Origin of the sequence: Streptomyces sp. NBC_01506, assembly GCF_045040295.1 — a bacterium.
GTDB lineage: Bacteria > Actinomycetota > Actinomycetes > Streptomycetales > Streptomycetaceae > Streptomyces.
The window spans coordinates 7,435,258-7,455,250 of record NZ_CP109422.1 but is presented as its reverse complement, the minus strand read 5'-3'; the positions used below and the strand labels follow the sequence as shown (position 1 = coordinate 7,455,250).

The following is a 19,993-nucleotide window of genomic DNA, read 5'->3' as shown; positions in this document are numbered from 1 at the left end:
ACAAAGGTGCTCTGCCAACTGAGCTACATCGGCTCGAAAGCCGATGACAGGACTCGAACCTGCGACCGCCCCATTAAAAGTGGAAGTAGGTCCCGCCTTCGCACCTGGACGAATATGACTGTAGGAGAGCGGACGACGGACTGCCATGGGTTTTCCCGCCGGCCCCGCAACCTTGGGATGCTCTGCGGGCGTCGCAGTGATCAGCCGGGTACGGGACGGCGGGGCGGGGCGGGGGCGGGTCCGGAGGGGGAGCCAGGGGTGGAACAACTCGGCGGGTACCAACTGGTGGCGCCGCTCGGTGAGGGCGGCATGGGCCGGGTCCATCTCGGCAGGTCGGCGTCCGGCCGGCTGGTGGCCGTGAAGACGGTCCACGCGCATCTCGCGGCCGAACCGCACTTCCGCGAGCGGTTCCGGCGCGAGGCCGCCGCCGCCCGCGCCGTGACGGGGGCGCACACGGCGGCGGTGCTCGCCGCCGATCCCGCCTCCCCCGTGCCGTGGCTGGCCACCGCCTATCTGCCGGGGGTCACGCTGCGGCGCGCGGTCGCCGCCGCCGGGCCGCTGGCCGCCCCGGTCGTACGGTCGCTGGGGGCCGCGCTCGCCGAGGCGCTGACGAGCATCCACGGCGCGGGACTCGTGCACCGTGACCTCAAGCCGTCCAACGTCCTGGTCACGGCCGACGGGCCGCGTGTCATCGATTTCGGGATCGCGCGGGCGCTCGGCGACCACGGGATGACCGCGGCCGGGGACGTCGTCGGGACGCCCGGGTTCATCGCGCCCGAACAGATCACCGGCGGCGCGCCGGTGACGGCGGCGGCCGACGTGTTCGCGCTGGGCGCGGTCCTCGCCTTCGCCGCCACCGGCCGCAACCCCTTCGGGGACGGCACGGTGGCGATCCTGCTCTACCGGGCCGTGCACGAGGAGCCCGACCTGGCCGACGTGCCCGCGCGGATACGGGGGCTGGTGGCCGGCTGTCTCGACAAGGAGCCGGGGCAACGGCCTTCGGTCGGCGCCGTGCTGGAGCGGACGGCCGATCCCGAGGCGCCGCTGTGGTGGCGCGAGGAGCCGCTGCGGGGTCTGGTCCGGGGTGACGAGGAGGACCGGGCGCGCGAGCAGACGGCCGTACTTCCTACGAAGGAGGTGACGGCGCGGACGGCCCCGTCGCCGCGCCACGCCCCGGCCCCTCACCGCGACGCGGAGCGGGCGGAGCGGGCCGAGCGTGTCGAGCGGCGCCGTCGACTGGCGCGCCGGGGCGTGCTGGTGGCCGGTGCCTCCACCCTGACGGGGCTGCTCGGCGTCTCCGTCGTACGAGGCTGGGAGATCCCCGGTCCGGGCGGCGTCACGAAGGGCGCCCAACTCGCCCTGAAGAAGGGCTCGGCGAAGCCGGGCGCGCTCCGCTGGAGCCTCACCGCCGAGTCGGGCGGCGTCGACGCGCTGCTGCTCTCCGGCGCCACTGTGCTGCTCCACGGCGCGCTCTCCTTGGGAGGTACCGGCTACGTCCGTGCCTGCGCCGCCTTCGACGGAGCCCGCCGCTGGGAGCTGGAGGCGTCGACGGGCACGCCGAACGCGTGGGGCGTGGCGGACGGGTCTCTCGTGGCCCCCGACGTAGGGCTGCCGATCGTCGACGCCGGCTCGGGAAAGGAGCGCGTCACGGCTGATCCGGTTCAGCGGCTGCCACCCGTGTGGGTCGCCGTCGCGGACGGCGCGGCGATCTCGTCGTACGACGGGACGGACGACGCGAAGGAGCTGGAGGCCGTCGATCTGCGCACGGGGGTGAGCCGTTGGGCACGGGAAGAGGTCGGCGGACGGCAGCCCCCGGCGGTCCTGGGCCGCACGATGCTGCTGGCGGCCGAACTCGGCTGGCGGGTGCTCGGCGTCGACACCGCGTCCGCCAAGACCCTGTGGACGTATGACGGGTTGAGGGACGACGAGGATCAGACGCTCGCCGCCGCGCTGCCGGACGCGGGGAGTTTCGCGCTGCTCACCACGGCGGGCAAGCTGCACATCGTCCGCGCACGGAGCGGGGAGCGCGTCGCCGTAAGGGCGGACGCGTACCCGGTGACGCCGGGCGCCACGGCTGTCGGCGCGGTCGGCGGCACGGGTCTGCTGGCGACGGCGGGCAGGCTGCACGGCTTCGATCCGGACAGCGCGAAGCGGCGCTGGCCGTCACTGCCCACGCTCGGCGTCGAGACGAGCTGGCAGCGGCGGCCGGGCGGACAGCGCCGTCCGGTCTCGGCGGGCGGTCTGGTGCTGCACTGGGCGAAGGCGGACACGCTCCAGGCCGTCGACGCCGCGACGGGCGAGGCCCGTTGGACACGGCGCCTGACGGGGGTCGCGAAGGTGCCGCCGGTCGTCGCGGGCGCCACGGTGTACGCCGCCTGCGGCGAGAGCTGCACCGCGCTACGGCTCGCCGACGGCGCGCTGCGGCGCGACTGGTCGCTGCCTGGGATCATCGACGGGCTCGTGGCCGACGCGTCGGGCTGGTACGGCCTGATCGGCACGTCGGCGGTACGCGCGTACAACGGCGTGGACGGCTGACGGCCGACCTCTGACCGCTGACGGCTGACGGCCATCCGGACTGACGGCCACCCGCTTCCCGCTCGCTCCGACCCGCCCGCCCCCGCTCCTCGTACGAAAGGACCCCGCCTCCATGAACCTCCCACAGAGCGGCCGTCGCGTCCTGGTCACCGGTGCCTCGCGAGGTCTCGGCCGCGCCGTCACCCGCGCCTTCGCCGCCAACGGCGACCGCGTCGCCGTCCACTACGGCACCCGCGAGGACGACGCGCGCCGCACCCTGGACTCGCTCGACGGTACGGGCCACGCGCTGCTGGGCGGCGATCTGTCGGACCCCGAGGGCGCGGCGCGGATCGCCGACGCGGCGCAGGGGGCGCTGGGCGGCATCGACGTGCTCGTGAACAACGCGGCGGTCAACGAACCTCATCCGCTCCCCACCACCTCCTACGAAGACTGGGCCGCGGCATGGCAGCGCCATCTGTCGGTGAATGTCCTCGGCACGGCGCTGCTCAGCCATCGCGCGGCACGGTCCATGATCGACAGCGGCACGGGCGGCCGGATCGTCAACATCGGTTCGCGCGGCGCGTTCCGCGGTGAGCCCGACCATCCCGCGTACGGCGCCACGAAGGCGGCGGTGCACGCGCTGGGCCAGTCGCTGGCGGTGTCGCTCGCGCCGTACGGCATCGGCGTCGCCTCCGTGGCGCCGGGCTTCTTCGAGACGGAGCGGGTGGCGGACCGACTGGCCGGGGCGGGGGGCGAGGCGATCCGGGCGCAGAGTCCGTTCGGCCGGGTGGCGAGCGCGCGGGAGATCGCGGCGGCCGTGCTGTGGCTGGCCTCGCCCGAGGCTCAGTGGTCGTCGGGCGCGGTCCTGGACCTCAACGGCGCGTCATACCTGCGGACTTGAGGGAGGGCCGCCCAAGGCACAACCGGCCGCCCCGGCGCCCGCCCCTCAACTCCCGGTGCGCGACCGGGCCTTGAACGCCGCCTTGCGGGCTTCCTTCGCCGCCTTGCGGTCCCGGTGCAGCCGGCCCATCGCCTCCAGCACGTCCGCCGTCGCCGGATGGTCCACCCGCCACGCCGCGTCGAAGAAGCCGCTGTGCCGGCCCACCAGCCCCTCCACCAGCTCCTGGAGCTCCAGCGGCTCGCCCTCCGCGTCGAGTTGGGCCGCGATCGTGTCGACCGCCAGCCAGAAGATCATCGACTCGGGCGGCGGCGGCACATCGGCGGCCCCCAGCTCGGCGAGCCACACGCGGGCGAGCCCGCCCAGCTCCGCGTCGTCCAGGACCTCGCGCACCGCGGGCTCGGCCTCGCCGCCGACGAGCGCGAGTGACTGCTGGCAGTGCAGCCGGCGCAGCGGGGCGCCGGGGTCGGATCCCTTGGCGGCGACGAGGAGTTCACGTGCCGCCTCGGCGGGTTCGCGGCGGGCCAGCCACTGTTCGGTCTCCGCGCGCGCGGCCGGCTCGGGGAAGTGCGCGACGCCGTCGAGCAGCGCGTCGGCGCCCTTGTCGGCGAGATCGCCGACGACGGGTGCCTCGACGCCCGCGTCGCGCATCCGGGACCTGATCCCGTGCAGACCGAGCGGGGTCAGCGTGACCACGCCGTACCGGGACACGTCCTCGTCGTCGCCGGACGCCAGGGCGTCGGAGCCGGCCTCGGCGTCCTCGACCATCAGGGCCTCGTCCACGGGTACGTACGTGACGAGCCCGATCGGCTCCAGCAGGGCGAACTGGTCGTCCAGCCGCATCATCGCGTCCGACACCTGCTCCAGCACGTCGTCGGTGGGCTCGCCCATGTCGTCGGGCACGATCATCGACGCGGCGAGGACGGGCAGCGGTACGGGGACGGGGTCCGTCCCGCCTTCGCCGACCGTGAGCAGATAGAGGTTCCCGAGGACGCCCTCCAGGAACGCGGCCTCCACCTCCGGGTCCCAGTCCAGCGCGTCGAGGTCGATCTCACCGTCGTCGCCGATGGCGCCGGCCAGATCCTCCAGGACGGGCGCGGTCGCGTCGGCGAAGACGACGTCCAGGGCGTCCAGCCACAGGGAGAGGATGTCCTGCGGGCTGCCGGACGCGATGAGTTCGAGCGCGGCTCCGGCGCTCACGGTGCCGTCGGACTCACCGCCGTCCGCGCCGTCGCCTCCTTTGGAGGAGTCGTCGGAGGAGTCGTCGGAGGCGTCGTCGGAGGCGTCAAAGGCATCGGAGGCGTCCTCGTCGGCGGGCTCCTCGACCTCGACCAGCCCGGTGTCGACGGCCACCCGCCACGCCTCGCTCGCCTCGGCCTCCGCGTCCGCCCGTGCCTGCGCCGCCAGCGCCTCGTCGCTCTCGGTCGGTTCGGGGCTCTCGGTCCCGAGCAGTCCCAGCGCCTCGGCCGCCGCGGCCAGTTGCTCCTCGACGAGCTCACCACCCGCGCCGACGCGTGTCCCTGGCCCCGCCCAGCGGGCGAGACGCACGGCCCTGGCGAGCAGCGGTACGGCGAGCGCGTCCCGCGCCAGCTCCGCGTCCGAGGGCAGCCGCACCGGCGGCAGAGTGGGGCGGTCTGCGGACATCTGGTGATTCTCCTTGCGACTTACGGGGTCCAAGGCGCCCAAGCGTAGACGTATTTCACCCCATCCCACCCGGTTCACTTGGCCGACAACGGGTGTACACCCGGACACCCTTGACAACACATGTGCCCACGCAAGAGATTGACGCGCGTAGATCTACGCATGGAACTACGTCTCCACACCCTCTCTTCACCTCACTTCCGGAGTCCCGTAATGCCTTCATCCGTACCGAGAACGGCCGCTGTTTCGGCCCTCGTCGCCGCCGCGCTGGCGGCCGGTCTGCTCGCCGGATCCTCCTCCGCCTCCGCCGCCGAGGTCAGGATCCACGGCATCCAGGGCAGTGGCCGGATATCGCCGCTCGTAGGCACCCCCGTGGCGGACGTGCCCGGCATCGTCACCGGTGTGCGGACCTACGGCTCCCGGGGCTTCTGGTTCCAGGACCCCAACCCCGACAAGGACGCCGCGACGAGCGAGGGCATCTTCGTCTTCACCAACGCCGTGCCGACCGTCGCCGTGGGCGACTCGATCAAGGTGTCCGGCACGGTCACCGAGTACATCCCCGGCGGCGCCGCCTCCGGGAACCAGTCCCTCAGCCAGATCTCGTCGCCGAAGATCACGGTCGTCTCCTCGGGCAACCAACTGCCCGCGCCGGTGACCATCTCGGCGAAGTCCGTCCCGTCCGCCTACGCGCCGAAGGGCACGGCGGCGACGGGCAACAGCATCAACGGCCTTACGCTCAAGCCCCGCAGCTACGCGCTGGACTACTACGAGTCGCTGGAGGGCATGAACGTCCGCGTCGGCACCTCGCGCGTGGTCGGCGCCACCGACCCGTACTCGGAGCTGTGGGTGACGGTCAAGCCGACCGAGAACGACAACCGCCGCGGCGGCACGGTCTACAGCTCGTACGACGACCAGAACACCGGCCGGATCCAGATCCAGCAGTTGGCCCCGACCGCGCAGCAGCCGTTCCCGAAGGCCGACGTGGGCGACGTGCTGTCCGGCAGCACCGAAGGCCCGCTGGACTTCAACCAGTTCGGCGGCTACACCCTGACGGCCCGCACGCTCGGCGAGGTCGCCGGCAGTGGCGCGAAGCCCGAGACGACTCGTGCGCAGAAGAGCGACGAGCTGGCCGTGGCGACGTACAACGTCGAGAACCTGGACCCGGCCGACCCGCAGGAGAAGTTCGACGCGCTCGCCGGCGCCGTCGTGAACAACCTGTCGTCGCCCGACATCCTGGCCCTGGAGGAGATCCAGGACGACAACGGCGCGAAGGACGACGGCACCGTCTCGGCCGACGCGACGATCGCCAAGTTCACGGCGGCGATCGTGGCGGCCGGCGGCCCCACGTACGAGGCGCGCACCGTCGACCCGCAGAACAAGACCGACGGCGGCGAGCCCGGCGGCAACATCCGCCAGGTCTTCCTCTTCAACCCCGAGCGCGTCTCGTTCACCGACCGCGCGGGCGGCGACGCGACGACGGCGACCGAGGCCGTACGCACGGACGGCAAGGCCGCGCTGAGCCTGTCCCCCGGCCGGATCGACCCGGCGAACACCGCCTGGAAGGACAGCCGCAAGCCGCTGGCCGGTGAGTTCAGCTTCCGCGGGAAGCCCGTCATCGTGATCGCCAACCACCTCACGTCCAAGGGCGGTGACGAGAGCCTGGTCTCGCACCACCAGCCGCCGAGCCGTAGCTCCGAGGCGCAGCGCAACCTCCAGGCGAAGGCCGTCAACACCTTCGTGAAGGACCTCCTGAAGATCCAGAAGAACGCCGACGTGCTGGTCGTGGGCGACATCAACGACTTCGAGTTCTCCGCCACGACGAAGGCGCTCACCGCCGACGGCGCGCTGTACCCGGCGATCAAGTCCCTGCCGGTGTCCGAGCGTTACTCGTACGTCTTCCAGGGCAACAGCCAGGTTCTCGACCAGATCCTGACGAGCCCGTCGGTCGACGACTTCGACTACGACAGCGTCCACATCAACGCCGAGTTCGCCGACCAGAACAGCGACCACGACCCGCAGGTGCTGCGCTTCCGCCCGTGACCGCGCCCCCGTGACCGCGCCCCCGTCCCCCGGAACGGCGGTGGCCCGGCCGTACCCCACATACGGCCGGACCACCGCTCCCCCGCTCAGCCCGCTCAGCCCGCTCAGCCCGCCGAGAGGCTGAAAGCGGGCGTGTACCGCTTCACGGAGCCGCCCGCGAGACCGGGGTAGTTCTGCACCTTCTCCCACAGCTCCGTACCCGAACCGACGCCGTCCCCCGGGGAGTTGAGCGCCGCGATGTGGCTCTCCGCGGTCTCCCACTCGGCGTAGTTGAGTACCCGCGTCCCGTCCGTGCTCGCGTGGAAGTGCGCGGAGATCCCGCCCGGCCGCCCGTACGGGTCGTTGTCGATCGCCGCGAAGACGGCGTCCGTCCACGCCCGCTGGCGCGCCGGGTCGGGTCCCTCGAACTCGACGTCCACGATCACCACACAGCCCGGCACCCGGGTGTCGCCCTCGGCCGGCTCCCCGCTGCGGTACAGCTCGTACGAGCCGAGCCCGAGCCGTTCGAGCCCCGGCACGGCCGCGTCGATCTCCGCGTTGCGCTCGTCGCGGCCCGTGCGGGCGAAGTCCTCGTAAGCCGCGTCGTCGCGCCACTGCGAGTAGTGCAGCAGCTTCTCGCCGTCCTCGCCGACCATGACGCTGTACGACAGGAGGCCGGCGTCCGGCCAGTCCCGGCTGCGCCACGCCCCGCTGATGGCGTCCACCGTCGCGCGCTGCCGTTCGGGCGTACCGGCCTGCCAGGTGCTGACCTTGACGACGCCCACTCCTGGACGGGTGATCCGGGGGACGGTGCTGACGCGCACGGACATGGTGATCCCTCCTCGTCGCCGTACCACCGTGGTGCGGCGTCGCTCACCATGCTCAAATATGAAGTGCGGTTGAAGTCAACGCGGCAACGCGGCAACGCGGTCAACGCCATCAACGCGATTTCGACCAGCGCGCCACCCAGTCGGCGAAACCGGGCTCCTCCTCGGCGGGCGCGGCGCCCACATCGCTGACCGCCCATATCCGCCCGCGCTGCGCGCCGGTGACGACCAGATGCCAGTACAGCCCGCAGCCGTCCGTGCCCAGCACGACGGTGCCGTCGTTGGCCACCTCGTCGATCAGCGGCTCTATCTCCTCGTACGGCCGGGGGTCGTCCTCCCACACCCATGCCTCGGTGAGCGGGAACGGCTTCGCGGGCGCGCGCTGCCCGTCGTCGGGCCCCCAGTCGGCGGGCAGGGACCTCAGCGGGATCAGCCCGTCGACGTCCGGGGGTCCCTCACCGCTGCCGTCGCAGATCTCGGCGACCAGCGTGCGGTACGGCTCCGGCAGCACGACGCCTTGCTCCCGCTCGAAGGCGTGGACGGCGTCCCAGCCGAGCGGGGGTCTGCGCAGTGGGGGCGGGAAGGCGGCGCGCAGCGCGTCGAGGTCGGCCCGATCGGCACATTCGGTGTTCATACGGTCCATTGGATCACCGGCCACTGACAGGGTCGGCCGCCCAGGAGGTCACTTCCAGGGTGCCGTCCGAGCCGAGGTCGATGCCGAGGGGCAGCGAGATCGGTTCCTCGTCCGGGGCGGGCGTGACGAGGATGTGGGCGCCCGGGGCGGGGGCTCCGTCCAGGGAGGTGACGCGGTTGTTCCAGTGCAGGACCGCACTCGCCGTGCCGTTGGGCTCCAGTGTCAGTCGCACGGGGCGGTCGTCGCGCCGGCCGGTGTAGGTGTAGTCGCTCTCGTGGGAGATCTTGACATCGACCGGTTCGCGGGCCCCGTCAAGGAGTTCGATGCCCGGGTACCCCTTGAGGCGGTAGGGCTTGTCGCCGCAGTTCCAGAGCTTGAGGGTGACCACGCGATGCCCCATGGCCGCGTCCTCGCCGCCGATCACGACGTCGAGGCCGGACGGCGGGCAGCCGGGCGCCTTCGTCCCGGCGGACGGGGACGGGTCCGGGGACGGGGATCCGTACTGCTGGTAGGACGGCGAGAGCGAGTCGGGGGACACGGGCCGGGACGGGGCGCCACCACCACCCCGCTCCGCGTCGATCTCACCCTTCAGGTCCGAACATCCCGCCGCCGTCAGCAGCAGGACGAACGCCCCCGCGAGCAGCGCGGCACGGCGGTGTCGCCTCGTCATCGGATCCCCGTCCCCCTCGGTACGCACACTGACGCGTCGTCAGTTGTGGCTGTGCAGTACGTCGTTGAGCCCGCCCCAGACCGCGTTGTTCGGGCGCGCCTCGACCTTCCCGGTGACCGAGTTGCGGCGGAAGAGGATGTTCGAGGCGCCGGCCAGGCCACGGGCCTTGACGATCTCCCCGTCGGGCAGCGTCACCCGCGTACCGGCGGTGATGTAGAGCCCCGCCTCGACCACGCACTCGTCGCCGAGCGGGATACCGACGCCCGCCTCGGCACCGATGAGGCAGCGCTCACCGATGACGATGCGCTCGGTGCCACCGCCGGAGAGGGTGCCCATGGTGGAGGCCCCGCCGCCGATGTCCGAGCCGTCGCCGACGACGACGCCCGCCGAGATGCGGCCCTCGACCATGGAGGTGCCGAGCGTTCCGGCGTTGAAGTTGACGAAGCCCTCGTGCATCACGGTGGTGCCCTCGGCGAGGTGCGCGCCGAGGCGGACGCGGTCGGCGTCGGCGATCCGGACGCCCTTGGGGGCGACGTAGTCCGTCATGCGCGGGAACTTGTCGACCGAGGTGACCTGGAGATGCAGGCCCTGCGCGCGAGCGTTGAGACGTACCGTCTCCAGCGCGTCGACGGCGACCGGACCGAGCGAGGTCCAGGCGACGTTGGCGAGCAGACCGAACAGCCCGTCGAGGCTCTGGCCGTGCGGCTTCACCAGTCGGTGGCTGAGCAGGTGCAGCCGCAGATACGCGTCGTGCGCGTCCAGCGGCTTGTCCTCGAGGGAGGCGATGACCGTACGCACGGCGACGACCTCGACCGCGCGGCGCGGATCGGGTCCCACGGCCTTCCGCGCGGCGTCGCCGAGCAGTTCGGCCGCGCGGTCGGCGGTCAGCCGCTCGGTGCCGGCGGGGCCCGGCTCGTCGCTGAGCACGGGGGCGGGGTACCAGGTGTCGAGGACGGTGCCGTCCTCGGTGACGGTGGCGAGCCCGGCGGCGACGGCGCCGGTGGTGCGAGTAGCAGTCGTGTCGGTCATGAGCGAAACCTAACGGGCGCCCGTACGCCGAGGCCAACCGGTCTCGGCGTACGGGCGCCCGTCCCCCATGGTTCGGGAGGGTCGTGCTCGGGAGCGCTCGTGGCTCAGGGGCGCTGACGATCCTTGTCGACCAGGGCCGACTCCAGCATGAGGTCCTCCATAGTGACGTCCCCCTTCTTCCAGGTGGCCCCCGGTACGGCCGCACCGCTCGATCCGTCGGCGTTCAGGCGACTCGTCATGGCCGAGGCGTCCTCGCCCGCCGTCAACCGCCCTCCGAGCGACAGACCCGTGGCCGGATCCAGCAGGTACTCACTGCCCGCACCGTCCTTCAGGCCGATGGCGAGGGCCTCCCGGCCGGCGCTGTCGGTGACCCAGCTCGCCTTGATGCCGGGCATCTCCGCCATCGCGCGGTACACCTTCGCCAGCCCCTTGGGATGAACGATCGGCTCGGTGAGGAACAGCCCGAGGGCCCGGAACGCGTGCTGCTCGGGCGTCTCCGAACCCGCGGAGTCGGACGGATAGAACTTCAGGACCTTGTCGAGCACCTTGTCCGGGTCGTCGGGCAGGTCGCTGAGGAATGCGAAGATCTCGCGGTGCGAGTAGTCGTCGTCGTCCTTCCCCTTCTCCAAAGCCGGATCGGCGAACGGAGTCCACGCCTCTATCTCGTGCGGCCCCGGGCCGGTCAGGACCACGGCCCTCCCGGTGCCCGGCACCTGCGTCGGTGACAGCCCCGCCGGAGGCTCCTCCCCGGGAGGGAGTTCGACCACGATGCCGGAGTCCCCGTCCATGGACACGTTGTAGGAGGTCGTGCGCGTGTAGATCCACTGCTTGGCCCCGGGGCTCGGCACCGGATCGTCCTCGACCAGCGCGGCGGCGTCCAGCAGCACGTCCTTCGGGTTGCCGACCACCTGGCCCGCGCCGCTCGGCGGCGGCGCGGACGCCGTGTCCTGCCCGCCGCCGCCCACCAGCAGGGTCGCCGTCACCGCCGCCACCGCGATCGCGGCCACGGCGCCGACCGCCGCCGTACGCCAGTCGGAGCGCAGCTTGCGGACCCGGCCGCCGGACACGGCGGAGTCGAGCAGCCGTTGTCTGCCCGGTGCCAGCCTGGCGCGGTCGGGCAGCGGTGCGTCGGCGCGCAGTTCGCCGACCATTGTCGTCTCATCCATGGCTCGTCGCCTCCGCTACGTCTGTCACTCGGGTGGGGTCGGCGCCACCCAGCGCCGTACTGACCTTGCGCCGGGCCCTGTTGAGCCGGGACCGGACCGTGCCGATGGGTATGGACAGCGCGTCGGCCACCTCTTGATAGGTGAAGTCCGCCCAGGCGACCAGCAGCAGGACATGCCGGTCCCCGCCGGACAGACCGGCGACGGCCCCGGCGAGCGCCGCCTGCGCCCCCTCGGCGGTGACCCGGCTGTCGGCGCGCTCGACCCAGGACTCGGCTACGGGGTCGCGGCCGGTACGGGCGAGGGCGCGCAGTCCCCGTACCTCCGTACGGCGCTGCTTGCCGATCAGGTTGGCCGCGATGCCGTACAGCCAGGGCCGCGCACTCTGACGTCCGGTGTCGAACCGGGCGCGGATACGGAACGCCGTCAGGAACGTGTCAGCGGTGATGTCGTCGGCCGCGCCGTCGCCGAGCCGGCGGGCGGCGTAGCGGTGGATGTCCGGGGCGTACCGGTCGTAGAGGAGCGCGAAGGCTTCCGGGCGCTCCAGGGACTGTCGGACGACGGCCCCGTCGTCGTCTTGGTCGTCGTCCGGTGGTCTTCCGGTCACGAGCCCTCCGTATGCGGCGTGTTCAGGTGTGCTTCCACTCCCTGTTTCCCGATGCGCCGCAACGGGTTCACGCGGTGTGCCGCAAGGGCGGCCACGGGGCGGTCACGGGCCCGCGTCGACCGCGCGTCTCAGCTCAGCCGGTTGTGGTTGTCGTCGGGGTGGCCCGCCGCGCGGCCGGTGTCGTCCTCGGCGCGCGGCAGGGTCCGGTGCCCCTCGGAGTGGTGGTTCACCCAGCCGCAGACTCCGCAGCTATAGCGCCCGTCGAGCCCGGCGATCAGCGTGCCGCACCGGCGGCACTCCGCGTTCGTGATCTCAGGGCTCATCCGGTCAATCTACCGGGGCCGCCGCGCGCCGGCCGAGAGCCGTGTACCGGCGGGCGCCGACGATCGCGGCGCCGGGGCGAGGACCCTCCCCAGCATCTCGCGTGTGTAGTCGGCGTCGTACTCGCCGCCGGTGAGCAGCACTTGGAGGCAGATGCCGTCGAGCAGCGCGACCACCGCGCAGGCGGTCACCGGGTCGACGCGGTCCGCGAGGGCTTGCGTGACTCCCTCGCACCACTCGGCGGCCACGGGGCGCAGCGCGGGGCGGCGCAGGGCGGCGAGGTACAGCTCGTACTCCAGCTCGGCGCCGGTGCGGTCCGCCGTCAGCCATCGCGCGGTGATACGGGCCAGTTCGTCGGCGATGTCGCACCGCGGGTCGGCGAGGGCGCCGCTGTCCCTGATGGCCGAGGCGAAGCCCTCGTTGGCCTGGCGCAGCGCGGCGACCAACAGCTCGTCCAGGGAGGCGAAGTGGTACGTCGTGGAGCCGAGCGGCACATCCGCCTCGGCGGCGACGGTGCGATGGCTCAGCCCGGCGATCCCGCCGCGTCCGACGACCCGGATCGCCGCGTCGATGATGCGCTGCCGCCGCTCGGGGTCGTAACGCCGGACCATCAGTGGGCCCCGCCGACGTTCAGGAGCACGACTCCGGCGATGACGAGCGTGATGCCGGCGAGCTTCGCCGGGGTGGCCGCCTCGCTCAGGAACAGCATGCCGATGGCGGCGACGGCGGCGGTGCCGACGCCGGCCCAGATCGCGTAAGCGGTACCGACGGAGAGGGTCTTCAACGTCTGGGCGAGCAGTGTGAAGGCGAGGACGTAACCGACCACGGCCCCCAGTGAGGGCCAGAGCCGGGTGAAGCCCTCGCTGTACTTCATGGCCGTCGTCCCGGCCACCTCCGCCGCGATCGCGACGGCGAGCATTCCGTATCCAAGTCCCATGTGTACGAGGGTACGCATGGTTGTGTACGCGCGTACACAGAATCGCTGGAGTCCGGGTGGAGCCGCTACGGTGTCCCGGCCGGAGTCGGCGACACACATCGGAGCTGAGCAGTGACGCAGGACGCAGGGTGGGGCGGCGGCGCGGGGGACGGCGCACAGCCAGGCGGACAGCCAGGCGGACACGGGCCGTACGACGGCGGTGGTCCCCCTCCGTACGGAGGAGGTCAGCCCCCGCCCCACTGGAGCCCGCCTCCGTACGGAGGACCACCGCCCCACTGGGGCGGCTGGTCGCGCCCGAAGGGGCCGAAGCCCGGCGTGATACCGCTGAGCCCGCTCGATGTCGGCGAGATACTGGGCGGCGCGTTCGCCACCCTGGGCCGCTACTGGCAGCAACTGCTGGGCATAGCCGTGGCGGTGTACGGCGCCGCGTTCCTGCTGGCCGGCGGGGCGCTGGCCGTCGCGTACGCCGCCGTGGGCGACCATCTGTCCGCCGTCGTGGACACGCCGCGCAGCTCCACACCCGCCTGGACCGACGTACAGCCGCTGATCGTCGCCTTCGCCGTCGTCTGGATCGTGCTGACGGCGGTGCTGCTGCTGGCCACCGCGATGATGCAGACCTGCTGCCCGGTGATCGTCCAGGAGGCGGTGCTCGGCCGGCGGGTCAAGGTCGGCACGATCCTGCTACGGGCGCTGTCCCGTGTACCGGCCGTCGTCGGAACGGTCTTCCTGAGCGGGCTGATCATGCTGATCCCGCTCCTGCTGTTCATCACCGGGGTGGTGTCCACCATGGCCACCGTCATCGCCACGGGCGGCTGGGACCCGGCCGGCCGGCTGATCCCGCTGGGCTTCGCCGGCAGCCTGGTGCTGGCGCCCCTGGCGGTATGGCTGTGGGTGCTGTTCTCTCTCGCCCCGGCGGTCGTCGTCATCGAGACGCAGGGCCCCGTCGGCGCGCTGCGCCGCTCGGCGGAGCTGGTCCGCGGCTCCTGGTGGCGGATCTGCGGCATCTCGCTGCTGGCGTTCGTGATCGCCTCGATCGCGGGCATGGTGCTCCAGCAGTTGTTCAACCTGGCGGGGGCCTTCCCCGGCGCGTTCGACGCGGGAGAGTTCAGTTACGAGCCGACCGTGGGCGAGATCTTCGTCGCGGTGAGCGGCTATCTGGTCCTGGCGATGATCGGCCAGTTGGTCAGCCAGGTCTTCGCCACGACCTTCCCCCAGCTCGTGCTCAATCTCCTCTACATCGATCAGCGCATCCGTAAGGAGGAGCTGGCCCCGGCCCTGATCGCGGCGGCGGGCACACCGACCGCGTTCAGCCCGCCCGGCCGGCACCGCTGACGACCGCGCGGACACCGAATTTCGTGGCGGCCCTACGTCGGGTAGCTGCCGGTGGCCGCGTCGATGGCGAGCAGTCGGGCCGCCGTGGCCACGTACACCAGGCGGTCGTGGACGAAGGGGTAGTTGCCGTCCGCGGTGAGCCCCACGCGCTCGGTGGCCGGGCAGCTCCACACCTCGGAGCCGTCCTTGGCGTCCAGCGCCACGACGGTGGGAAAGAACTCTTCGCGGTTGGCGACATAGACCCGGCCGCCGGCGACGGCCGGGATGGTCGCCTGCCCGTCGCCGGCGGCCCACTTCCGCTTGCCGTCGGCCGCGTTCAGCGCGAACACCAGCCGGTCCGCCCCGCCGACGTAGACCGTGTCACCGGCCAGAACGGCCGGTGACGGGCTGTCCAGCCCGCCCTTGTCCCGGATCGGGGAGGTCCACCTCACCTTGCCGTCGGTCTTGCCGATGGCCATGGCGTTGGCCTGGTCGGCGAAGTACAGGAGGTTCTTGGACGGGTCCACGGCGGGCGGTCCGGGCGGGAAGCTGTCCGTGGGACGTGTCCACCGCTGTTCGCCGTCCTTCAGGCGGAGCGCGTACAGCTTGTCGTCCGAGCTGCCAAGGTAGGCGGTGTCGGCGGTCACCGTCAGCGTGTGGTCCAGCCACCCCCCTTCGGACTCCCACCTCTTGGCCCCGGTGGCGGCGTCCAGGCAGTACAGGACATCGTCGGTGAGGAGACAGACCGACTTGCCCTGTGCCCGGACCCTGGTGCTGCCGACGCTGTCCGAGCGGAAGTTCCACCGGGGCCTCGCGCCACCGTCGAAGGCGTATACCGTCCCGTCGTCGCATCCCACGAACACCTGTGAGCCGTACGCCGCCAGGGAACCGGCCTGTTCGAGTGACCCGGTCCACAGCTTCTTGCCGCTGGCGGGCTCCACGGCGTGCAGCCCGTCGAGGTCGATCACATACAGCACGCCGCCGGCCACCAACGGAGCGGTGGGGATGACCGAGTTGAGCCCGATCGTCCATCCCCGGTCGGCGGCCGGGGAACCGGAGCCGGTGGGGGAAGCGCCGGGCCCGCTCCCGCCGCTTCCCGATTCGTCCCCGGAACGCATCAGCGCGGCAACGCCCGTGCCCACGGCGGCCAGAGCCCCGGCCGCGAGCCACAGGGCCTGGCGGCGGGTGGGTGCTGGAGGCGTCCCCTGGCCGGGGGCGGCCGGCGGCCGGTCGCCCGGGGGCGGGGTGGCCGTCCGGGTGGGCAGGGCGTGCACGTCGCTGTCGGCAGGCGGCTCGGCGGGGCCGGCCTGGCGGGCCGACCGGGGCGGGTCCACGACGGTGGGTGTGGGGATCGCGGTGTGCGCAAGTGTGCGGAGGATGTCGTGGACTTCGGCGGCGGTGGCGGGGCGGTCGGCGGGATCCTTGGCCAGGAGTCGCAGTACGAGGTCGTCGACGACGGTGGGGATGCCGGAGCGGTGGTGGCTGGGTGGTTCGGGGGGCGTGGTGAGGTGAGCGGTCATCATGGCGACGGGCCCGGTGGGCCGGAACGGCGTGTGCCCGGTGAGGAGTTCATGCAGGACGCAGCCCAGCGCGTACAGGTCGGAGCGGGCGTCACCCGGGTGTTCGTCGAAACGTTCCGGTGGCATGTAGGCGAGGGTGCCCATGACCTGGCTGGATTTGGTGGTGGCGGCCATGAAGCGGGCGATGCCGAAGTCGAGGACTTTGATCTCGTTCTCGGTGGTGAGCATGAGGTTGCCGGGTTTGAGGTCCCGGTGGACGACATCGGCGGCATGGGCGGCGGCCAGAGCGGCGGCGGTCTGTGCGGCCCAGTCCACCGCGCGGTGGATGGACGGTGGGCCCTCGCGTCGCAGGAGAGCGGCGAGGTCGTGTCCGGTGACGTACTCCATGACGAGGTAGAGGGTTCCGTCGAGCGGGTCTTCACCCATGTCGAAGACGGTCACCACGCCTCGGTGGTTGAGCCGGCCGGCCGTGCGCGCTTCGCGGAAGAAGAGTTCGGCGCCGCCACTTCCGTCCTGGCTTCCGTCTTGCTGGTGGGAGAGGAGCTTGACCGCGACGCGGCGCCCGATGACATCGTCGCGGCCTTCCCAGACCTCGCCCATGCCGCCCCGGCCCACGAGCGACACCAGCTCGTATCGGCCCGCAAGTACCCGACCGGTCACTCTTCCCCCGCCGCCCTCGTCCGTGGTCGCACGCCCGGAAATCTTGATCCCACCATTGAACCGCAGCCCGCTCACGGCGTATCGGCCACGGGCCACGGGGCTACGGCTGCGACGGTGACCGGGCAGGCGCGGGTGCCCCGCCCGAGGCCGGATGACGCACGGCCGGCCCGGACCGGCCGCCCCTGTTGGACGCCACGGCACAGACCGCGAAGGTCACCCCGAGCAGCCCGAAGATGATCGCCATATTGCCCCTCGCCTCGACGTCCGCCTGCCGCCCCGCGACCTCGCTGGACCAGGACGCCGCATCCTGCTGGACGGCAGACTCGTACGCGAAGAGGCAGTCCATGAAGGGCTGATCGGACGGCGCATCCCTCTCGGGCTCGCAATTGGCCTCGTTGAAGCGGACGCTCTCGCTGTTGAACTCGTCCAGCGACCCTCCGGACACCTGAGAGCTCGCGGTCAGTGCGACCGCCGACAGGGTCACCGCGGTGACCATGCTGATCATCGCCAACACGATGCAGAAAACGCTTGCGGCACTACGCCCTTGAGATGACATGGCGGGGAGATTAGCGGTACGCGTGAACCACCGTCAGCCCGCCCGCGCCCGCTGACCAGTTCGCCGCGTTTGCCCTGGTGCGGCTTGCGCGGTACATCGCCGACGGCATGTCAGTGCGTCAGGAAGCGAAAGGGTCCACGCGAGTTGACTGGCCGCTCAGGTGGGTGCTCGCTGTCCAGAGGGCCGCTCCGGTGGGCCGGTCGGTCATATGGGCCTGCGGTGTTTCGAGGTGGGGTTTGCCGCTGAGGCCGAGCCTGCCGGGACCCCATAGCTGGCCGCCTCGGACGTCCGGATCCAGGGTGGCGCGGACGGCGGGCCAGGCGCCGGCGTCCTTGCCCTGGACGAGGAGTCTCGCCGGCAGGCTGAGCAGATGCCGGGATCCGGACCGCCGGTGGATGCCGGGACGGGGCGGGGTGAGGGCGTCCAGGGCGCCGCCGGGGTGGGCGATCACGCTCATGCAGGTGCTGCCGGAGGCGCGCAGCCGGCGGTCGAGTTCGAAGGCGAAGGTCATCTGGGCGAGTTTGGAGCGTCCGTAGGCGCGTTTGGGGTCGTAGTCGCGTACGGATTGCGGGTCGTCGAGGTCGAGGCGCTCGGAGCGGGCGGCGAAGCTGCCCATGGTGACGATCCGGGCTGCCGGGGCCGCGTTGAGCCAGGGCGCCAGCCGGTGCACCAGGGCGAAGTGGCCGAGGTGGTTGGTGGCGAACATCAGTTCGTGGCCGCGGTGGTTCTGCTCGCGGGGCGGGGCATCCAGCGCTATACCCGCGTTGAGGACGACGGCGTCGAGTGCGTCGGTGTCCAGGTGGCTGACTGATGCCTTCAGGGAGTCGAGGTCGGCCAGGTCCAGGGGTATGTGCCGCACCTGGCTCCCGGGGACGCGGGCGGTGATGGCATCCACGGCGGCGGTGGCCTTTCTCGGGCTGCGGCTGCCGATGATGACGGTCGCTCCGGCGGCGGCAAGCTGCTCGGCGGTGAAGTAGCCGATACCGGCGTTGCCGCCGGTCACCAGCACGGTGGTGCCGTCGGCGCGCGGGGGCTTGTGAACGTTCCAGGCCACGAGGGCTCCTTGCGGGGGGTCGCGGGTGGGGGGCCCAGGGGGGTGATCAGAGTTCGGGCCAGGCCAGCCGGAGACGGCGGAACGCCTCGGCGAGGGCGGCCTTCCGGTCGGGGCGGCTCGATGCCAGGTCGGGGGTTTCCAGCACGTAGCGGGCCAGGAGGTGGTGGGATTCGTCGGGCTCGCTCCGGCCGGCGGCCTCGGCGAACAGGCGGGCGAGCGGTTCCTGACAGGCCACCCAGACCTTCCGCGCGTAGGGCCACAGCGCCGGAGTGTCCATCACCAGTTGTGACGCGCGCCGGTAGCGCTCGGGCAGGTCGCGTTCGTCGGCGAAGGGCGCCCGGCCGGCGAAGAAGGCGTGCAGGGCCTCCAGGGCCGAGCCGCCTTCGGGCCGCTCGCGGACCGCCTGGACGAGAGCCGCTTCCCGCTCCCCGCTGTCGTCGAGGATCAGCGCTTCCTTGCCCGCCGGGAAATGCGCGAACAGGGTCGTGGTCGCGGTGTCCGCGGCCTCGGCGATCTGAGCGATCGTCACCTTCTCGTAGCCGTGCTCCAGGAAGAGTTCCAGGGCCGCGTCGGCCAGGGCCTTACGGGTGGCCGCCTTCTTGCGTTCGCGCCTGCCGGGCGCGGCTCCAGTGGTCGCCATACCTGAAAAATAGCACCACACAATTCAAAACACTACTCATTGCAGTTTTGGGTGATGTCGCGTTCCACGTCGAGTAGGAAATCCCATGCTGTACGGGCTTGGGGGCCGACGGCACGACAAAGGCGTGGCGCGCCCCCGCGAAGGGGGAGCACACCACGCCTACGTGAAGCGGCCGGGCAGCCGGCTCAGACGTTGAAGCCCAGCGCCCGCAACTGCTCGCGGCCGTCGTCCGTGATCTTGTCCGGGCCCCACGGCGGCATCCAGACCCAGTTGATCTTCAGCTCGTTGACGATGCCCTCCGTCGCCGACTTCGCCTGGTCCTCGATCACATCGGTCAGCGGACAGGCCGCCGACGTCAGGGTCATGTCGAGGGTGGCGACGTTCGACTCGTCGATGTGGACGCCGTAGATCAGGCCCAGATTGACGACGTCGATCCCCAGCTCGGGGTCCACTACGTCGTACAGCGCCTCACGGACCTCCTCCTCGGAGGCGGGCTTCATCATCACGGTCTCGTTCTCGCTCATGCCGTCTCCTTCTGCGTGGTGTCGCCCAGTGCCTTGGCCGTCGCGTCCTTCCACGCCATCCAGCTCAGCAGCGCGCACTTCACCCGGGCGGGGTACTTGGAGACGCCGGCGAACGCCACGGCGTCCTCCAGCACCTCCTCCATCGCCTCGTCCGGTTCGATCTTGCCCTTGGACTGCATCAGCTCCAGGAAGGTGCTCTGGATCTTCTGCGCGTCCGCCAGTTCCTTGCCGACGAGCAGGTCGTTCAGCACGGACGCGCTGGCCTGGCTGATGGAGCAGCCCTGGCCCTCGTACGACACGTCGGCGACGCGCGAGCCGTCGTACCTCACGCGGAGCGTGATCTCGTCACCGCACGTCGGATTGACGTGGTGCACCTCCGCGTCGCCGTCCCGCAGACCGCGCCCGTGGGGGTGCTTGTAGTGATCCAGGATGACTTCCTGGTACATGGAATCCAGCTTCACCGGTCAA

At 71.7% G+C, this 19,993-nt stretch carries 20 protein-coding genes; 4 read left to right on the top strand and 16 right to left on the bottom strand.

Annotated elements, in window-relative coordinates; all coding sequences use genetic code 11:
• Positions 1-258: 258 nt before the first annotated feature.
• Both OG329_RS33380 and OG329_RS33375 read left to right on the top strand, forming a co-directional pair.
• Entirely contained in the window at positions 259-2,535 is a 2,277-nt protein-coding gene (locus tag OG329_RS33380) for a protein kinase domain-containing protein (RefSeq protein WP_405800182.1), read from the top strand.
• Between the two features lie 112 nt (positions 2,536-2,647).
• On the top strand, positions 2,648-3,415 hold the full coding sequence (locus OG329_RS33375) for an SDR family NAD(P)-dependent oxidoreductase (RefSeq protein WP_405800180.1): 768 nt from the start codon (positions 2,648-2,650) through the stop codon (positions 3,413-3,415).
• A 45-nt stretch (positions 3,416-3,460) separates the two neighbouring features.
• Here the strand turns inward: OG329_RS33375 and OG329_RS33370 are convergent, their stop codons facing one another.
• Positions 3,461-5,056 (bottom strand): hypothetical protein, encoded by a 1,596-nt coding sequence (locus OG329_RS33370; protein WP_405800178.1) that lies wholly within the window; start codon positions 5,054-5,056, stop codon positions 3,461-3,463.
• Positions 5,057-5,266: 210 nt separating this feature from the next.
• Here OG329_RS33370 and OG329_RS33365 point away from each other — a divergent pair, with 210 nt between their 5' ends.
• Complete coding sequence (locus OG329_RS33365; protein WP_405800176.1) at positions 5,267-7,093, top strand: endonuclease/exonuclease/phosphatase family protein; 1,827 nt, start codon at positions 5,267-5,269, stop codon at positions 7,091-7,093.
• Between the two features lie 104 nt (positions 7,094-7,197).
• Here the strand turns inward: OG329_RS33365 and OG329_RS33360 are convergent, their stop codons facing one another.
• From OG329_RS33360 to OG329_RS33320, 9 genes are all read right to left on the bottom strand, one after another.
• Entirely contained in the window at positions 7,198-7,902 is a 705-nt protein-coding gene (locus tag OG329_RS33360; protein WP_405800174.1) for an antibiotic biosynthesis monooxygenase, read from the bottom strand.
• 109 nt (positions 7,903-8,011) lie between these two features.
• Positions 8,012-8,533: an SMI1/KNR4 family protein gene (locus tag OG329_RS33355; protein WP_405800172.1), complete on the bottom strand. Its 522-nt coding sequence runs from the start codon at positions 8,531-8,533 to the stop codon at positions 8,012-8,014.
• 13 nt (positions 8,534-8,546) lie between these two features.
• The gene (locus OG329_RS33350) at positions 8,547-9,203 is read right to left on the bottom strand and encodes a DUF4232 domain-containing protein (protein ID WP_405800170.1); all 657 of its coding nucleotides are present in this window, start codon (positions 9,201-9,203) and stop codon (positions 8,547-8,549) included.
• Positions 9,204-9,242: 39 nt separating this feature from the next.
• Positions 9,243-10,232 carry a 2,3,4,5-tetrahydropyridine-2,6-dicarboxylate N-succinyltransferase gene (dapD, locus tag OG329_RS33345; protein ID WP_405800168.1) on the bottom strand — a complete coding sequence of 330 codons (990 nt, stop codon included), beginning with the start codon at positions 10,230-10,232 and terminating at the stop codon, positions 9,243-9,245.
• 104 nt (positions 10,233-10,336) lie between these two features.
• Positions 10,337-11,398 (bottom strand): CU044_5270 family protein, encoded by a 1,062-nt coding sequence (locus OG329_RS33340; RefSeq protein ID WP_405800166.1) that lies wholly within the window; start codon positions 11,396-11,398, stop codon positions 10,337-10,339.
• The gene (locus OG329_RS33335; RefSeq protein WP_405800164.1) at positions 11,391-12,002 is read right to left on the bottom strand and encodes an RNA polymerase sigma factor; all 612 of its coding nucleotides are present in this window, start codon (positions 12,000-12,002) and stop codon (positions 11,391-11,393) included. Before OG329_RS33335 ends, OG329_RS33340 begins: the two co-directional genes overlap by 8 nt.
• 128 nt (positions 12,003-12,130) lie before the next feature.
• Positions 12,131-12,325 (bottom strand): hypothetical protein, encoded by a 195-nt coding sequence (locus OG329_RS33330; RefSeq protein ID WP_405800163.1) that lies wholly within the window; start codon positions 12,323-12,325, stop codon positions 12,131-12,133.
• A 9-nt stretch (positions 12,326-12,334) separates the two neighbouring features.
• Complete coding sequence (locus tag OG329_RS33325; protein WP_405800161.1) at positions 12,335-12,934, bottom strand: TetR/AcrR family transcriptional regulator; 600 nt, start codon at positions 12,932-12,934, stop codon at positions 12,335-12,337.
• Positions 12,934-13,260 carry a DMT family transporter gene (locus OG329_RS33320; RefSeq protein ID WP_405800160.1) on the bottom strand — a complete coding sequence of 109 codons (327 nt, stop codon included), beginning with the start codon at positions 13,258-13,260 and terminating at the stop codon, positions 12,934-12,936. Before OG329_RS33320 ends, OG329_RS33325 begins: the two co-directional genes overlap by 1 nt.
• A gap of 315 nt (positions 13,261-13,575) precedes the next feature.
• Between OG329_RS33320 and OG329_RS33315 the strand changes: the two genes are divergently transcribed.
• Entirely contained in the window at positions 13,576-14,592 is a 1,017-nt protein-coding gene (locus OG329_RS33315) for an oxidoreductase (protein WP_405800158.1), read from the top strand.
• A gap of 32 nt (positions 14,593-14,624) precedes the next feature.
• Here the strand turns inward: OG329_RS33315 and OG329_RS33310 are convergent, their stop codons facing one another.
• From OG329_RS33310 to sufU, 6 genes are all read right to left on the bottom strand, one after another.
• Positions 14,625-16,751, bottom strand: coding sequence for a PQQ-binding-like beta-propeller repeat protein (locus OG329_RS33310; protein WP_405800156.1), 2,127 nt, complete (start codon positions 16,749-16,751; stop codon positions 14,625-14,627).
• Positions 16,752-16,851: 100 nt separating this feature from the next.
• Complete coding sequence (locus OG329_RS33305; protein WP_405800155.1) at positions 16,852-17,256, bottom strand: hypothetical protein; 405 nt, start codon at positions 17,254-17,256, stop codon at positions 16,852-16,854.
• A gap of 169 nt (positions 17,257-17,425) precedes the next feature.
• A complete protein-coding gene (locus OG329_RS33300; protein WP_405800153.1) occupies positions 17,426-18,361 on the bottom strand; it encodes an SDR family NAD(P)-dependent oxidoreductase in 936 nt (311 codons plus the stop codon).
• Between the two features lie 46 nt (positions 18,362-18,407).
• Complete coding sequence (locus OG329_RS33295; RefSeq protein ID WP_405800151.1) at positions 18,408-19,001, bottom strand: TetR/AcrR family transcriptional regulator; 594 nt, start codon at positions 18,999-19,001, stop codon at positions 18,408-18,410.
• 185 nt (positions 19,002-19,186) lie between these two features.
• Complete coding sequence (locus OG329_RS33290) at positions 19,187-19,525, bottom strand: metal-sulfur cluster assembly factor (RefSeq protein ID WP_023542537.1); 339 nt, start codon at positions 19,523-19,525, stop codon at positions 19,187-19,189.
• Entirely contained in the window at positions 19,522-19,986 is a 465-nt protein-coding gene (sufU, locus tag OG329_RS33285; protein WP_405800150.1) for a Fe-S cluster assembly sulfur transfer protein SufU, read from the bottom strand. The genes OG329_RS33290 and sufU overlap by 4 nt, the downstream gene beginning before the upstream one ends.
• Positions 19,987-19,993 lie beyond the last annotated feature (7 nt).

Bases quoted from the DNA above. Each gene is read 5' to 3' on its own strand.
- OG329_RS33375 (WP_405800180.1), top strand. From the start codon at position 2,648: ATGAACCTCCCACAGAGCGGCCGTCGCGTCCTGGTCACCGGTGCCTCG.
- OG329_RS33290 (WP_023542537.1), bottom strand. From the start codon at position 19,525: ATGAGCGAGAACGAGACCGTGATGATGAAGCCCGCCTCCGAGGAGGAG.
- OG329_RS33360 (WP_405800174.1), bottom strand. From the start codon at position 7,902: ATGTCCGTGCGCGTCAGCACCGTCCCCCGGATCACCCGTCCAGGAGTG.
- OG329_RS33305 (WP_405800155.1), bottom strand. From the start codon at position 17,256: ATGATCAGCATGGTCACCGCGGTGACCCTGTCGGCGGTCGCACTGACC.
- OG329_RS33355 (WP_405800172.1), bottom strand. From the start codon at position 8,533: ATGAACACCGAATGTGCCGATCGGGCCGACCTCGACGCGCTGCGCGCC.
- OG329_RS33325 (WP_405800161.1), bottom strand. From the start codon at position 12,934: ATGGTCCGGCGTTACGACCCCGAGCGGCGGCAGCGCATCATCGACGCG.
- OG329_RS33350 (WP_405800170.1), bottom strand. From the start codon at position 9,203: ATGACGAGGCGACACCGCCGTGCCGCGCTGCTCGCGGGGGCGTTCGTC.
- OG329_RS33330 (WP_405800163.1), bottom strand. From the start codon at position 12,325: ATGAGCCCTGAGATCACGAACGCGGAGTGCCGCCGGTGCGGCACGCTG.
- OG329_RS33365 (WP_405800176.1), top strand. From the start codon at position 5,267: ATGCCTTCATCCGTACCGAGAACGGCCGCTGTTTCGGCCCTCGTCGCC.
- dapD (WP_405800168.1), bottom strand. From the start codon at position 10,232: ATGACCGACACGACTGCTACTCGCACCACCGGCGCCGTCGCCGCCGGG.
- OG329_RS33340 (WP_405800166.1), bottom strand. From the start codon at position 11,398: ATGGATGAGACGACAATGGTCGGCGAACTGCGCGCCGACGCACCGCTG.
- OG329_RS33295 (WP_405800151.1), bottom strand. From the start codon at position 19,001: ATGGCGACCACTGGAGCCGCGCCCGGCAGGCGCGAACGCAAGAAGGCG.
- OG329_RS33370 (WP_405800178.1), bottom strand. From the start codon at position 5,056: ATGTCCGCAGACCGCCCCACTCTGCCGCCGGTGCGGCTGCCCTCGGAC.
- OG329_RS33320 (WP_405800160.1), bottom strand. From the start codon at position 13,260: ATGGGACTTGGATACGGAATGCTCGCCGTCGCGATCGCGGCGGAGGTG.